The following is a 16,091-nucleotide window of genomic DNA, read 5'->3' as shown; positions in this document are numbered from 1 at the left end:
TCGGGATGCGCCTCTTTCTATTCCCTCGCAGATTAGAAGTTGAAGCTCATCTGCAGGGTGATGGTACGGACTGCGGCAGAGCTTCCGCCCGGCCCCATGCTGGACAACGAAGTGGACTTGCCGAAGAGGTTCTTCGAAGGGTCCGCGTTATATGAGCTCAGCGAACCGTTGGGCGTGGAGTACGGAACGTAGTTGAACAGGTTCTGAATCTGAGCGCCTACGCTGAGTGTGTACCTGTGGCCCGAGGACATACCGCCACCGAAGCCGCCTGGACCACCAGGTCCACGACCACCGCCACCACCACCGCGCGATCCGCCACCACCGCCCGGCGGCGGCCCCTGCGGACCACTGCTGGCCGCCTGGTCACCACCACGACGCGCCGCAGCGCCCGTCTTGGCTCCAAGACCGATGACCTTCACGATACGCAGGTTGCCCTGCACGTTCGACGGCCCGGTGCAATAGCCCTGGGGAACGCGGTTTGCGGAAGTAATACCGGTAGAGATGAAGTCCGTAGCCGTCTTGCAGCCTGCGGAAACTCCGTTGGCGAAACCGGCGCGGTCATTGATGACGGTATCGCCGTTCACGTCCGTTCCGGTCGTGATGTTGTACGGGCTGCCAGAGTTCACGCTGAAGAACGGGCTCAGGTTGATTCCGTACGGCGCATTCCAGTTACCGAAGAGGAAGACACGGTTCGTTGCATTGAACAGTGCACGACCATAGTCCGTCCTTGGATTCAGGCTATCTGTCGGGAAGGAATCCGCGCCATTTGTATTCGCCTTCGCGTTGCTGTAGGTGTAGAAACCGAAGAGCGAGAAACGCGGGCTAAGCTGTGTGCGCACGTTCACGATGATCTGGTTCTGGCGATACACGCCACCGGACTGGTACTGGTACACGTAGTTTCCGGATGCTGTCGGAATCGACCGCGACATGTACATGTGATCGCCGATCGTGTTCAGGTAGTTGAACGAGATCGTGGATCGTTTGCCCATCTGCTGGTCCACGCCCAGGGCCATCTGCATGTTGTAGGAAGAACGCAGATTTGGACCAAGCTGATAAATCGTCTTCGAACCAACCGTTCCAGTGCCACAAGCAGTCGTATTCGAAGGACCGCATCCTGTCGTGATTGCGGCAACACTGCCGTCCGGGTTGCGACCCGCACCATAGATATTGGTTATCTGGTTGATACCGTTCTGACGCTGTGTCTGGATAACATCACTCAGATCAAAGCGGTCATAGAAGATACCCCACCCGGCGCGAATCACAGTTACAGGATTCCCCTTTTTCGAAGGAATGCCATAGGAAAGTGCGACACGCGGAGCGATATCGGCCTTGCTGTTAATGGCACTCTGCGATTCCAAACGTGCGCCGTAGCTCAGCGTCATGTTCGGCTTGATCTTCCAGTCGTCTTCGGCATAGAAGCCCACATCTGCCAGAGACTGTTCCGCACGCGGATTGTTAATCGTGGTAACGCGATACTGGAACGGCTGACCGTGGATGTAGTTGTAGTCCGACGTCACGGGCGTGCAGGTGGTCGTGCCGATGGTACTGGTTGTGCAGGAAGAGGTCGGTCCGTAGGTGAACGTACCGTTCGAGCCTGCATTGGAGAAGAGCGCTTCACGGAAGACACGCAGACGCATACCCGCACGGATAAAGTTCTTCTGCAGGGCGATTGAAGTGTAGTTCTGCAGCTCCAGGTGATCGTTCGTGCTGTTTTGCGTGCCTGCGCTGGAACCGCCACCGCTGAAATAGCCGGTCAGGGTCAGGGTAGGCGAAGTGTTCAGCGGTGCCTGCGAAGTGATCTGGCGAACCAGCTGCAGACGCGTTTCATTAATCAGTTTGCTGCTGATGATCTGTGTATCGCTGATAGTGAGCTGATGTTCGTGGGTTGCACTGTTATACGCCGTAGTGTTCAGCGATGTGGAACCAAGGCCAGCATTATTCGAGGAGTTGTGCTCAAACTGATAGCGGATCGTCAGCGTGTTCTTCTCGCCCAGTGCCACGTCGTAACGCGGCGTCAGGTCCCAGCGCTTCTGCGGATGGAACGTGGCACGTGACGCATCCGGGTACTGATTCAGAGCACAGGTAAGATCGCCCGGCTGGCACAGCACAGGGGAGGTTGGACTCGAGGTAATGGCCTGTCCGGCGAAGATGCTGTTGTCTTCAATATCGCGGTAGCTGCCCGCGATGGAGTATGAACTGGTCTTGGTCGCCGGGCCAGTCAACGATCCAATGAAGAAGATGCGGTGATAATCCGGTTGCTGGTTCGCGGAACCAAGGAACGGGCTGGACGTGTTGAACGACTTGTCGTTGCCCTGCAGGCTGAAGTTGCCGTGATACTTGTCCGTACCCGGCTTCGTGAACACTTCCACGCGGCCAAAGCCCTGCTTATCAAACTGCGCCGAGAACGGGTTCTGGTTCACACGGATTTCGCGGATGGAGGACTTCGGCGGAAGCGTGCCGCCTGTAAAGCCGTCCACGTAAATCTGCCCGCCGTTCGGGCCTGCAGAAGGACCGGCCAGCGCCGACAGCTCGCTCGAAAGCTCGTCCGGATCGTCCGACAGCGCTTCCAGATCCTTGTCCTTGATAACAACCGAGCTGCCATTGGAATCAGGATCCGTGGACACCTGCGTGTTCTGCGTGGTCACGTTGATTTCCGTGGACTCCGCCTGAACCGTCATGGCCGTGTTGAGATTGACGGTTGCCGTTCCCACCCGCACACCCTGGCGGACAAACGAAGCAAAACCCTGCATGGTGACGGTTACCGAATACGTTCCAGCCGGAACATTGCGGAAGGTGTAAGCACCATCTGCACCGGAGGTGGTAACCAGCGCCTGGCCCTTCGCGGGCGTCAGCGTCACGGTAGCGCCGGGGATCGCAGCCTGATCCGGATCCAGCACAAATCCGGTGACCGTGGCGGACGCAGCGGTCTGCGCATACATCAGGGGTGTATGTAGAGTGGCGGCGCCTGCGAGGCTTACCGAAAGAATCGCAATCGACAGGCGTCGAGAGCTTGAAAGGCAAAAGTTCATCATGACCCTCAAAGAAGGTTAAGTGTGAATGCTTCGGAGTTCCCGCCGCAGCACAAGAGTTGATTGTTCTATCTCGCGGTTGGGGGGCGCAACGCTATTGCGGTCCGCCACCACCACCCTCGCCGCCGCCAGAGCCAAGGCTCCAGGGCGAAATTGTCATCTCGCTGCCCGCAGGTCCGGTCAGCAGGGGTTCCACGCCACTCAGCAGCGTGATTGCCGTAAACGGACCGGCAGTGCCATTGCCCGAGGCCACGATCATCAGGGCCTCTCCCGGCTTCAGTGCAGCCAGGGTTGTCTTGGGAAGACGCGGAATCATGGTAGCTAAATCAGCAGCACGTCCGCCAGGGCCACCCGGACGTCCGCCAAAACCACCAGCCGGGGGGCCACCAGAGGGAGGACCACCCGCCGGACGCTCACCGCCAGCCTGCGCACCACCCGCAGGGGCTTCGCCGCCCGCGCCAGGGCGTCGGGCACCCGCCGCGCCGCCACCAAACCGTGCCGCCATCTCCGGAGGCATCGCATGCAGATCGCTGGCATCGCTGATGATGACCGTTTCGTTCTTCTTGGTAGCCAGATCCTTGATCACAAAACTATTCGCAACAGCATTAATGGAAACGATGGTGCCTGAAAGATTCTTGAAAGTACCGGACACGATCTCATCAGCGGTGATATTCGCACCGTCTGGAGATTTGTCACCACGTACACGGAGCTGATCTCCTGGCTGGATAGCGGCCAGCGCACTCGGCTGTGCTTCTTCAAACTTCACCGACCCCGGAGCATAACGGCGATAGATCGTGTTACCGGTCGTCGTAACGGTGACATCCTTTTTGCCGGAGCTGATGGCAATCGTGTTTGCGCCGGCATCCACCGACTTCACGATGCCGCCCGAGCCCCGTTTTGCCCAGTCTGCCTGCGAAGCCGCATTGCGCTGCGCAATGGCCGCTGACTTAATCATGATGAGACGGGTGGCCGTGAGCGCTCCGCCGTCACCCGGCGTTCCCGTCGCCAGAATACGGTCACCTATGGCAAGCTGATCCAGCGTCGCAGCCGATACGGTCTTCATGTCGGCGCTCTGCTGAATCCGCGCACCGTCTCCTACCGTTACCGTCATAGGAGCAGCGCCCCCATCCGGAGCCACGGTAAGAGTGTTGCCGGAGATGTTCTTTACCGTGCCCAACACGCGGCCTGCAGCGGGTGCAGTCTGCGCAGAGGCGATAGAAGTCCATGCCAAGGGCGCGATCACAGCGCCCATGACGGCGGCCAGAGCCAGTCTCCGTGAAATCGTTTGTATCGTTCCCGACTGCATCCAGCGATGGTTCAACGTCCTGCTCCCAATGATGAAAGGCTCTTCCCAGAATGAGGAAATCCTGTACTCACTTAGAAATACGGACGTGTCTTGTGAAAGTTTCGTTAGAAAAAGCTATTTCTGGCAAAAATCGGCGCAACCTGTCATCTCAACATCCCGGCCCGCTATTTATTCCGGCGGGTCCTGGTCCAGCGGCTGCGGCGGCCAGTGGTACACAGCCATGCTCAGCGGTGGAAGCTGAACACAGTCCTCCCTCCGCTCCGGAACGATATCACTGCACAACAGCAGTTCCGATCCGGGTTCCACAGCGAAGCTGGTCGCGGTTTCGGCAAAGTTGATCATCGTCCGCACATTGCCACGATCCGTGTAAATCCAGCGCTCATCTTCATTGCAATGCACTGCCATGCGGCCAAAATCGCCGAGATTCAAAGCCAGCATCCTGCGGCGGAGATGGATCAGATCGCGATACCAGCGATACATCTCGGCATGCTTCGGTTCCCGCAATTCGTTCCAGTTCAGCACGGAAGCCTCAAACGTCTTCACATCGCCCGGATCGGGTACATTCTCTGACCATCCGAAGGCCTGGAAGTCTTTCTTGCGGCCATCTCGCACTGCCTCGCGCAGTTGTTCATCCTGGAAATCCGCAAAATACATCCACGGTGTGGAAGCGGCCCATTCCTCCCCCATAAACACCATCGGGAGGAACGGAGCTGTCATGACAACGCCTGCAGCCAGCTTCGCCTTCCGCATACCCACCAGATGTTCCAGCCGTTCGCCGTGCGCGCGATTGCCGATCTGGTCATGGTTCTGGATGTAACCCAGGAAGCGGTGAAAGCTGATTTTGTGAATCTGCCGCCCATGATTGTGTTGGCGAAAGCGGGAGTAGCGGCCGTCGTACAGAAAGACTTGCTGAAGCGTGGTCGCCAGATTTTCAATGGTGCCGAAATCTTCGAAGTAGCCATGCGGCTCGTGGCGCAGCAGTGTGAACAGCGAATGATGAAAATCGTCACTCCACTGCGCATCCAGACCAAACCCATTCGCCTCTCGCGGCGTGACAAAACGTGGGTCATTCAGATCGGTTTCGCCAATCAGGAACAGGCAGCGCCCCAGCGATGCTGACAGGTCCTCCACCTCACGTGAGAGCTGCTCCAGAAAATGCATCGCGGAACGGTCAATCAATTCATGCACGGCATCCAGCCGCAGACCGTCAAAGTGGTAATCCCGCAGCCACAGGATCGCGTTGTCGATGAAAAAACGGCGCACCTGGTCGCTGCCGCCTGCTTCCAGATTGATCGCCGCACCCCACGGCGTGTGATGACGATCTGTGTAATACGGGCCAAACATCTGCGTGTAGTTGCCTGCAGGCCCGAAGTGGTTCATCACCACATCCAGAATTACGCCAAGTCCCTTCGCGTGGCATGCGTTTACAAAACGCTTCACACCATCAGGACCGCCGTATGTTTCGTCCGGTGCATAAGGCGATACACCGTCATAGCCCCACGAAAATTTCCCCTCAAACGATGAGATGGGAAGTAGTTCGATATGGGTAATACCCAGTTCGAAAAGATAGTCGAGCTTTCCAATCGCCGCATCGAACGTTCCTTCCTTTGTAAATGTGCCTACGTGCATTTCATAGATCACCGCAGAAGGTAGAGGGATGGGGCGGAACTTATCGTCTGTCCATGGAAAATGGGAATGGTCCAGCACACGCGATTCAGAATGCACATCCTTTGGCTGCCAGAGAGAACGCGGATCAGGATAGGGGCGTGGATCATCATCGAGTAAGAAGGCATAGTTACTGCCATGACCTGCTGCCTCCACGTCGGTCTTCCAAAAACCGCGCGGCGACGGTCCCCCCATTGGATAATCCACGCCATCCACGCGCACAGATACCTTGTTACGTCGCGGCGCCCAAACCGAAAAATGATGCATCATCTATCCCTTCCCGCGGCTCTTCATGCGCCGCTTCCCGTTTTCCAAATGTCTCGGCTATCAGGCAGCCAGGTCACGGCCATATGTCTTTCTCACATCACGGCCATCGGTCGTCTCACTGTCACGCACCAGCAACGCAACAGGAAAATCATCCAGGAGTGTGCTGATGCGAATCTGCGCTCCACCGCTGTGCACACGCCCCGTCATACGATCCGTCCACCTGCCCGGCGGCAATGGCAATACCGTCCCGCTCCAGTTGTTATCCAACCGATGCGGAAAACGCGCCACCACGGTGATCACATCGCCCGAGCGGATATAGGCAATCACATGGTCTGCCTTCTGTCCCGCTGGCAGGAGCGGTTCGTACGTGGCCGACTGATCGAACGATGCCGGGCGCTCATAACGAACCTGCAGCGCCTCCAGAATGACCCACAACTTGGGATATCCCTGTTCAAAATGCTCCAGCGCAAAACGGGCTGCATCTTCACGCGACAGCGCCCGAAGTTCCGCAAGCATATTGCGGCGCAGATCGTAATCGACCGGTCTGCGATTATCTGGATCAACCAGCGAATAATCCCATAACTCGGCCCCCTGATACAGATCAGGAACGCCCGGCGACGTGCATTTCAGTAGTGTCTGGGCCAGCGAATTGACACATCCGTCGCGGCGAATACGCTGTACGAACGATTCCACTTCGGCAATAAATGAAGCGTCGTTCAGAATCTGTTCAATGAACCGGTTCAGCGCCTCCTCATAGGCCTGATGATTCGCCAGCCACGACGTAACACGTTTCGCTTCCCGCATGGCCTTCTGCATATACTGCTTCAGCCTGTCTTCCGGAATAGGCCATGCACCAATCAGCGTCTGGTACAGAAAATACTCCGTGTTCGCATCAGGGTATGCACCGGTACGATACTTCGCGTTGACGCGTGACCATCGTTTCACTTTCGCAGCCCAGCGCGCAGGCATCTCCGCCAGCACGGCAATCCTTGCACGCACATCATCCGCTCGTTTGGTGTCATGCGTGGACAATGTCAACATCGTCGTTGGAAAGGTCGCCTGCATGTGCGTGTTGTAAGCGTGAAACTTCTCCACGCTGTTGCCATCTGCTCCGGGATCACCACCCACTTCATTCAACGAGGTAAGTCGATTGAACGTATAGAAGGCCGTATCTTCCACGCCCTTGGCCATAATGGGCGACGTGAACTGCTGGAAACGTGCGACGAATTCACCTTCCAGCTTTCCCGTCACCTTCAGCGTCAGAATGTCTTGCATGAAATCGAACAAACCAGCGTCGATATCTGGCTTCCGGCGCTTTGCTTCTTCTATCGCTTTACCAATATGCTGGCGATCTTCGTCTGCAATCTCTTGTCGATCTGGCGTCCACACCACGTAGGTTCGATAGATATCGAAACATGCCGCAACGTTGCGAATCGCGCGTCGAATCTGCGCGCGTGTATAGTCGCGGCTGTCGCGATTGTTCTCACAAATAGCCACAAAAATGTTCGCCAACCGGTTCACATCGCTGGCCAATGTTTCCTGTGCGATCTTGGACTTTTTCTCGAACATGACATCGGCGTAGCTCTCATGTTCGTTCGTGAAGTCACGATAGATGGCATCGATTCTGCGCAATCCATCAGGAACCACTAGCAGACCGTTGCAGAGGTTCATGTAGTCATAGCCGCTTGTCCCCTGCACAGGCCAGTCCTGCCGCAGCCATTCACCTGGCTCCAGGATTTTCTCCACCACGATCCATGCATGAGGAGAACTCGCCCGCAAACGTTCCAGGTACTGTTTGGGATCACGCAAACCGTCTGGGTGGTCGATGCGCACACCGTCCAGCACGCCCTTGTCCAACCAGTACAGGATCAATTCATGCGTCTCTTCAAAGACATACTCACGCTCCATGCGAAGACCAATGAGCGAATTGACATCGAAGAAGCGGCGATATCCAAGCTCCTGGTCGGATGTGCGCCAATAAGCAAGGCGAAAATTCTGCGCGTTCAGGATTTCGTCCAATGCATCAACATTCCCGTTCAGTTCTGCGAGCGCTTCATCAATCGAACGACAGATGGCTTCTTCTTCACGACACAGTCGTTGCAGCAATCCAAGCAGCACTTGTTTATCGCGATGCCGTGCAAGCTGCGCACTGCGGTCCGTGGAATCAGGAGCAGGCAAACGCGCGAAAGAAACGGCCAGAAAATTCAGCGTGTCAGATGGTGCAAGCTCTGCGGCACGTCCAAGAAGACTCGACAGGGACTGCGGCGCCACGGGAAACTCCTGCTCACCATAACGCACTGTGAATTCCACTCCATCGCGATCTACATGGATTTCACCCTTTTCCAGCACGCGACCATACTGATCACCAAGTACCGGCATCAGCACTTTATCGCGCAGCTTCTCTTCTGCGGAGTTCCAGTCGATATCGAAAAAAGTGGCAAAGCGACTGGAGGGTCCATTCTCCAGAACGTCCCACCACATGCGATTCGTGCGGTCCACAGACATATGGTTCGGCACAATGTCCAACACCTGGCCTAAGCCAAGTTCTCCCAGCTTCTTCGAGAACGCCTCATGCCCCTCTGCGCCCCCCAGTTCCGCGTTCACACGATGATGGTCCACCACGTCATAACCATGCGTGGAGCCGCTGCCCGCCTGAAGGTAGGGTGAACTGTACACGTGGGAAATGCCGAGATCACGAAGATACTCCGCAATTGCAATGGCCTGGGAAAATGTAAATCCGGCATGCAACTGCAGGCGATATGTAGATAGCGGTGTGCGCATCGTCTCCTATGCAGGCTGCTCCGTGCCGCGCACTGCGGCAGCCTTCTTTGTTTGATCCTTTGGTTCTCTCCTTTAGGTGCTGCCTGCAGGGCATGAGTTGTTTGGCGTACTTGTGGCAACGTCAGTCGGCGGCAGTCACCGCCACTCTGCGCCGACTCTCAACACGCCACATACTCAAAACTTCGTTGCCAGGAAGACCCTTCTGTTTCGCAATCACCCGTTTGGGCGTAGTCTTCAATGCGAATGGAGCGCAGTGGATCTTGTGCATTCCCTTGTTTACGAGTCTCTCTCAGTGGAAAGCGATATACGGATCGAAACAAGCAAACATCTACTCCCTCGTCCGCATCTTTAGGAGAGGAAAGAACTTCCCTGTGAATGCCACCGGCGCTCTACAGGAGATGTCTGCATTACAACCGCAAGGAGGAGTTGCTTGAAGCCGAAGGAAGGCCGCAGCCGCGTCATCATTGAAGATGTGCAACCGCAGGTGGATTGCGGACGCCATGCAGTAAAGCGCATCGTAGGCGACCGAATTCGTATCACAGCCGCAATTTACTCTGACGGGCACGACCACGTCGCTGCAAAACTTCTTTACCGACGCACATCAGAACATGCCTGGCGCACCACACCATTTCTGGAACGTGACAATGATGTGTGGGAAGCAGAATTTATCGCGGATGCCATTGGCCCTTGGGTCTACAGCGTTCAGGCATGGGTCGACCACTTCGGCACATGGGTCCATGACCTCCACAAGCGAATCGACGCGCAGACACCAGAACCCCATCCCACGGAACTGCCCGGCGGCCCTGAGCAAAACGAAGGCGGGACTGCCTCTGATGAAAATACGGTTGCGTTGGAAGACCTGAAAGCACCTGCAAGATCATCAAATGGAACGGCCACACCGCGTCCTGTAACTGACATCGCACTAGCACTTCGCACTGGCGCCATACTGCTCGATCAGGCCTCGGCACGTGCACGCGCCACTAACGCGCAGACGTTGAAAGGTGCAGCAAGCTCTCTGCGTTATCTGGCCGAAAAAAATGCGGAATTCTATGAGTTCCCTCTCAGCAATGACATCATTCTGCTGGCGCTTCAATATCCGGATTTAAACTTCGCAGCTACTTATTCGAAGGAACTTCCGTTGTGGGTCGATCGTGAACGCGCACGTTACTCCACGTGGTATGAATTTTTTCCGCGCTCGTGTGGCCACAACGGTGAACATGGCACGCTGCGCGATGCAATAGCACTGTTGCCGGACATAGCCGCAATGGGATTCGACGTCGTGTACTTTCCGCCGATACATCCCATCGGCACGGCCTTTCGCAAGGGCCGGAATAACTCCATCTTTGCAGCGCCGAATGATGTGGGAAGTCCATGGGCCATTGGCAATCGCGATGGAGGCCATAAAGCCATCCTGCAGGAACTGGGGACCTTCACCGACTTCGAACAACTCATTGGTGCAGCGCAGAAATTGAATCTGGAAATTGCGCTCGACATTGCGTTCCAGTGCGCGCCCGATCATCCGTGGGTTCGTGAACATCCCAACTGGTTCAAAATCCGTCCGGACCACACTATTCAATATGCTGAAAATCCTCCGAAGAAATATCAGGATATCTATCCCATCAACTTCGAGTCAGACGACTGGCGTGCTCTGTGGAAGGAATTATGCAGCGTCTTTCTGTTCTGGATTGAGAAGGGTGTACAAATCTTCCGAGTGGATAATCCGCATACCAAGGCGATTCCCTTCTGGGAGTGGTGCATTGCCGAAATTCGACAGACGCATCCCGAAGTAATCTTTCTGGCCGAAGCCTTCACACGCCCACACGTAATGTATGGGCTGGCGAAGGCGGGCTATACGCAGAGCTATACCTACTTCTCATGGCGGACGGAGAAGCAGGAACTGACGCAATACATGCAGGAGATCACAACGCCTCCTGTCAGCGAATTCTTCCGTCCTAACCTGTGGCCGAATACACCAGACATTCTGGTCGAGTTCCTGCAAAAAGGAGGTCGTGCGGCGTTTCAACAGCGCGTCATCCTTGCCGCCACGCTCAGCGCCAGCTACGGCATTTATGGTCCGGCCTATGAATTGTGCGAGCACGTGCCAGCGAAACCTGGCAGCGAAGAGTATATGGACAGCGAAAAGTATCAGCTCCGCGCATGGGATCGCAGCGATCCAGTTTCCATTGCACCGCTGATCACACTGCTGAACCGCCTGCGCAGCGCACATCCGGCATTACAGACCAACGATTCACTCCACTTCCACGGCATCAGCAATGATTCGCTCATTGCCTACAGCAAACGGGTAGGCGACGACGTGGTGCTGACCATTGTGAACCTTGATCCGCACCAGACGCAGATTGGATGGACAGATCTGCAGTTGACGGAACTTGGTATGCCGCTGGCGGGCGAGTACGAAGCGCACGACCTGCTCACGGGCGAGACGTATCTGTGGCAAGGGTCTTATAACTACGTCAGCCTGAGTCCGGAGAAAATGCCGGCACACATCCTGTTACTGCATCCCAAGCATCTTTCCGAACATACCGCCGCGGAGAGTACCGAAGATTGAGCGCATCCATAGTACGTCCGAAAAGAAAGAAATCCGGCAGCGCCACTGATCCGCTCTGGTTCAAAGACGCGGTCATCTACGAACTGCATGTGAAGGCTTTTGCCGACAGTAACAACGACGGCATCGGCGATTTTCCCGGCCTGATGGGAAAACTGGATTATCTGCAGGAGCTGGGTGTCACATGCATCTGGTTGCTGCCCTTCTTTCCCTCGCCGCAACGGGATGATGGGTACGACATCTCTGACTACCTGAGCGTTAATCCTGCCTACGGTACCGTCAATGATTTTCAGGCATTTCTTGCTGCTGCACATGCACGCAGTATGCAGGTAATGATCGAGCTCGTCATCAATCACACCAGCGATCAGCATCCGTGGTTCCAGGCCGCACGCAATGCACCAGCCGGATCGCCCGAACGCAAGATGTACGTGTGGAGCGATACGGACAAGCTTTACGAGGGCGTCCGCATCATCTTCACCGACACAGAAAAATCCAACTGGACATGGGATCCCGTTGCCGGCCAATACTACTGGCATCGCTTCTTTTCGCATCAGCCCGACCTGAATTTTGATAATCCCGTGGTGCGCGAAACAGTTGCCGACATTATGCGTTACTGGTTGGATATGGGCGTTGATGGCCTCCGCCTGGACGCAATCCCCTACCTTATCGAGCGTGATGGAACCTCCTGCGAAAACGTTCCTGAGACTCACTTAGTCATCAAGGAACTTCGCGCAGTCATGGAATCGGAATATGAAAACCGCATGATTCTTGCGGAAGCGAACATGTGGCCGGAAGATGTGCGACCTTACTTTGGGGATGGGGATGAATGTCACATGGCTTTCCACTTCCCGCTGATGCCCCGCATTTATATGGCACTGCGCCAGGAAGACCGATTGCCCATCACAGAAATCATGGCGCGCACACCGGACATTCCATCGAATTGCCAATGGGGCATCTTCCTGCGCAATCACGATGAGCTCACGCTGGAGATGGTCTCCGATGACGAGCGCGACTACATGTACCTTGCCTATTCAGCAGACCCACGTATGCGTATCAATGTGGGCATTCGCCGCCGCCTTGCTCCGCTTCTGGATAACAATCGCCGTCGCATCGAACTACTGAATTCGCTCTTGCTCTCTTTCCCCGGCACTCCGATTCTTTATTACGGCGACGAGATCGGCATGGGCGACAACATTTACCTGGGCGATCGCAACGGTGTGCGCACACCCATGCAATGGAATAGCGATCGCAATGCGGGTTTCAGCCGTGCCGTTCCTGCGAAACTCTACTCCCCTGTGATCATGGACCCCATCTGGGGCTATGAGGCGATCAACGTGGAAGCACAGGAGAGCGATACTTCCTCTCTGTTGCACTGGACGCGCAACATGATTGCATTGCGCAAACTATTCCAGGTATTCGGTCGCGGCACACAGGAGTTTCTACGTCCGGAAAATCGCAAAGTGCTGGCCTACCTGCGTGAATACGATTCAGAACGTGTGGTGTGTGTAGCCAATCTCTCCCGCTTTGCGCAGCCGGTGACGCTCGATCTATCGCGTTTCAAAGGGATGATTCCCGTAGAGATGCTGGGATACGTCTCGTTTCCCAGGATCACCGATGAACCCTATCCCGTGACGCTTGGCCCCTACGCCTTCCTGTGGCTGGAACTGCAGCCCGCTCCACTGGACGAGTCAGAAGTGCCATCCTCCATCGATGCCCAGATTGCCGAGCTTGTTCTGCCCGCCGGTAATCTGCAGAGTGCTATCACCGGAGCGGGAGCAGAACTGCTGCAGGAAACGTTCCTGCCTAAGTTTCTGCTGACGCAACGATGGTTCGGCGCGAAAGCACGCACCATCAAAGCCGTTCATATTAAGGGAAGCGTTCCGCTTCAGCGGTTTGACGCGGCAATCCTGATTCTTGGGATCGATTATGTCGAAGGTGACAGCGATCTCTACACGCTTCCCGCTGCGTATATCTCAGGTGAGCGGGTGGATGTGCTTCGCGCAGAATCGCCACAAAGCATCATTGCCGCAGCACAAATGGGAGCAGCGGCAGGCGGAGCGCTGGTCGATGGCCTTTTCATTGAAGAAGTTCGGCAGGAATTACTCCGCATTATCGAAGCAGAGCAGACACTGGCTGCAGAGGGCAAAGGAACCCTCACGGGCAAACGCAGTTCCGCGTTTGCATCGCTGCGCACAAAGGATGCGGAAATCGCATCGCGCAGAGCTTCCGCGGAGCAGAGTAACTCGTCGCTGCTTTACGGTGCCACGTTCATTCTGAAGTTGTTTCGCAGGCTGCAGCCTGGTGAAAACCCTGACGCGGAAATCGGCCGCTTCCTTACAGAAAACGCACATTTCCAGCACATTGCTCCGTTCGCCGGAGAGCTGCTTTACACCCCAAAGGATGGCGTGCCAACCACACTCGGTCTACTGCAGGGTCTGGTAGCGAACGAGGGTGATGGATGGGAATGGACGTTGTCGCAGATCCATCAATCATCCGATAGTTCCGCATACACCGATGCCATCCGATTGCTGGGGCAGCGCACCGGCGAGATGCATCGCGCACTCGCCACACCCACGGACAATCCCGCATTCACAGTGGAAACCACCAACGCTGCCACGCTGGACCGCGACGCGACACGGTTGGAATCGCAGATCACCGTTGCCATCGACGCATTTAAAACCAGTTTCGCGAAACTGTCGGATGCGTTACTGCCAGCAGTGGCAACGCTCATCAGTCGGCGAGACGACATGCTGGCACTTGCGGAAAGCCTTCGCCATCTTCCGGCAGCAGAAGCGGGGATCCGGATACGCATCCACGGCGATTACCATCTCGGTCAGGTTCTTCGTACAAAAGATGACTTCATCCTGCTCGATTTTGAAGGGGAGCCAGCCCGTTCGCTCGAAGAACGCAGGATGAAACAATCGCCCCTGCGCGACGTGGCGGGTATGCTGCGTTCATTCTCTTACGCGGCTGCCGCAGGCTTTGGAACGCCGCCTTCGACGCAGCGCGATGCGTGGGAACACAACGCAGCCAATGCATTCCTGGAGGGTTATCACCAGGCCACTGGCTCGTTGTCACATCCCTCCACGGAAGTGGAAGCGGTCCTGCTGCGCGCCTACCTGCTGGAAAAAGCGCTTTACGAGATCATTTATGAGGTAAATAATCGGCCCGACTGGATTGCTATTCCACTCGCTGGCATACTTGGTCTGCTGGATATGACAGGAGGCCGGGCATGAGTACCACCGCAGCCATGGAGATGCGCATGGAATCACAGGTTGCGAGCCATGACGTAGGCACAGAAACCGTCATCTGCCTTGGGTCATGGTACGCCGACGCTCCCATCGATCATCTGCAGCCGCTTCTAACAGTGTTACGTGAGGCTCTTGGCGATCGCGCTGCATCCACGCTGATTGCTTATCCCGTTTCCGATCCCGAAGCTGCCTCATGGCATCAGGATGGTCTGTCGCTCCAACCGTATCCATCGCTCGCGAACATGCACACGCTGGTCGTGCAAACCGCTGCAGCATACCTGAGCCTGCATGAAGTTATGCGCGCGCACAACGCATCGTGCGGGATGCTGCTGGGCGCTGAAGCACACTCAATGTCACCCTCTGCCATGCGAGGTTTGCTGGAAGCCGTCCTTACCGAAAAGGCGGATGTGGCTCTTCCCCGCTACAGCATTGGACCGCATGATGGCTTGATTAACGCAGCCATTCTTCATCCACTGACACGCGCACTCTTCGGCGTGCGAAATGCCTTCCCCATGGCGCTGGATCTTGCTCTTTCCACGCGCGCAGCCGAACGCATGGCCACAGCCGCACAACAGCAAACTGCGGCAGGACAACCGGATGCCCTGCTATGGCCAACCGTGGAAGCTGCAGCCGCAGGATACTCTGTTGCCGATGTTTCCGTAGGTGTTCGCGAAATACCGCATCCATCCACTGCTGATCTTGCCACCATCCTGGGTGTGCTGACCGCGTCACTTTTCACAGAAATTGAAACCAAGGCCAGCTATTGGCAACGTACGCGTCCAGCAACCATCATGCATTCCATCGGCAGCGTTCCCGATGTCAACCTTCCTGCTCCGTCTGTATCACCAGAAGAGATTTCAGAGCTGATTGAAAGTTTCCGCATCGGCTACGGCAACCTGCATGAGCTGTGGTCGCTTGTGCTACCGCCACAAACACTTCTTGGCTTGAAACATCTGTCCCGTCTGCCTGCGGAGAGTTTCACCATGCCAGATACATTATGGGTGCGCATCGTCTATGACTTTGTGCTGGCGCACCGTCTGCGTACGATTAACCGCGGTCACCTTTTGGGTGCGCTCACCCCGCTGTATCTGGCCTGGGTTGCATCACACATACAAGCCAACTCCAGCACAGAAAATCCCCCAGAGACTCTTGTACGCGCCTTCGAGGCAGACAAGCCCTATCTGGTTTCTCGTTGGCGATGGCCAGATCGTTTCAATCCATAGCACGTC

Annotated in this window: 7 protein-coding genes; 3 read left to right on the top strand and 4 right to left on the bottom strand. The window is 56.0% G+C overall.

Translation table 11 applies throughout. The annotated features are described in order from the left end of the window. Positions 1–32: 32 nt before the first annotated feature. The 4 genes from AB6729_RS17075 to treY all read right to left on the bottom strand — a co-directional run bounded on the left by AB6729_RS17075 (position 33) and on the right by treY (position 9,048). Positions 33–3,032 carry a carboxypeptidase regulatory-like domain-containing protein gene (locus AB6729_RS17075; RefSeq protein ID WP_371082863.1) on the bottom strand — a complete coding sequence of 1,000 codons (3,000 nt, stop codon included), beginning with the start codon at positions 3,030–3,032 and terminating at the stop codon, positions 33–35. A gap of 91 nt (positions 3,033–3,123) precedes the next feature. Continuing rightward, complete coding sequence (locus AB6729_RS17070; RefSeq protein WP_371082862.1) at positions 3,124–4,350, bottom strand: DUF5666 domain-containing protein; 1,227 nt, start codon at positions 4,348–4,350, stop codon at positions 3,124–3,126. A 153-nt stretch (positions 4,351–4,503) separates the two neighbouring features. Further along, positions 4,504–6,270: a malto-oligosyltrehalose trehalohydrolase gene (gene treZ, locus AB6729_RS17065; protein ID WP_371082861.1), complete on the bottom strand. Its 1,767-nt coding sequence runs from the start codon at positions 6,268–6,270 to the stop codon at positions 4,504–4,506. A 57-nt stretch (positions 6,271–6,327) separates the two neighbouring features. Next, complete coding sequence (gene treY, locus AB6729_RS17060) at positions 6,328–9,048, bottom strand: malto-oligosyltrehalose synthase (protein WP_371082860.1); 2,721 nt, start codon at positions 9,046–9,048, stop codon at positions 6,328–6,330. A gap of 430 nt (positions 9,049–9,478) precedes the next feature. On the opposite strand from treY, the gene AB6729_RS17055 reads away from it, so the two are divergent. Genes AB6729_RS17055 through AB6729_RS17045 form a run of 3 tightly spaced genes read left to right on the top strand, consistent with a single transcriptional unit; the run spans position 9,479 to position 16,085 of the window. After that, on the top strand, positions 9,479–11,614 hold the full coding sequence (locus tag AB6729_RS17055; protein WP_371082859.1) for an alpha-1,4-glucan--maltose-1-phosphate maltosyltransferase: 2,136 nt from the start codon (positions 9,479–9,481) through the stop codon (positions 11,612–11,614). Beyond that, on the top strand, positions 11,611–14,847 hold the full coding sequence (gene treS / locus AB6729_RS17050; protein WP_371082858.1) for a maltose alpha-D-glucosyltransferase: 3,237 nt from the start codon (positions 11,611–11,613) through the stop codon (positions 14,845–14,847). Before AB6729_RS17055 ends, treS begins: the two co-directional genes overlap by 4 nt. Then, positions 14,844–16,085, top strand: a complete 1,242-nt coding sequence (locus AB6729_RS17045) for a hypothetical protein (protein WP_371082857.1) — start codon at positions 14,844–14,846, stop codon at positions 16,083–16,085. Before treS ends, AB6729_RS17045 begins: the two co-directional genes overlap by 4 nt. The last annotated feature ends 6 nt before the right edge of the window (positions 16,086–16,091 follow it).

The organism is Terriglobus sp. RCC_193 (assembly GCF_041355105.1).
Taxonomy (GTDB): Bacteria; Acidobacteriota; Terriglobia; order Terriglobales; family Acidobacteriaceae; genus Terriglobus.
The sequence above is the reverse complement of the archived record's forward strand: the minus strand, read 5'-3'. Positions and strand labels throughout refer to the sequence as shown.

Excerpts from the sequence above, each read along its gene's own strand:
- AB6729_RS17045 (WP_371082857.1), top strand. The coding sequence starts at position 14,844 with ATGAGTACCACCGCAGCCATGGAGATGCGCATGGAATCACAGGTTGCG.
- treY (WP_371082860.1), bottom strand. The coding sequence starts at position 9,048 with ATGCGCACACCGCTATCTACATATCGCCTGCAGTTGCATGCCGGATTT.
- AB6729_RS17075 (WP_371082863.1), bottom strand. The coding sequence starts at position 3,032 with ATGATGAACTTTTGCCTTTCAAGCTCTCGACGCCTGTCGATTGCGATT.
- treZ (WP_371082861.1), bottom strand. The coding sequence starts at position 6,270 with ATGATGCATCATTTTTCGGTTTGGGCGCCGCGACGTAACAAGGTATCT.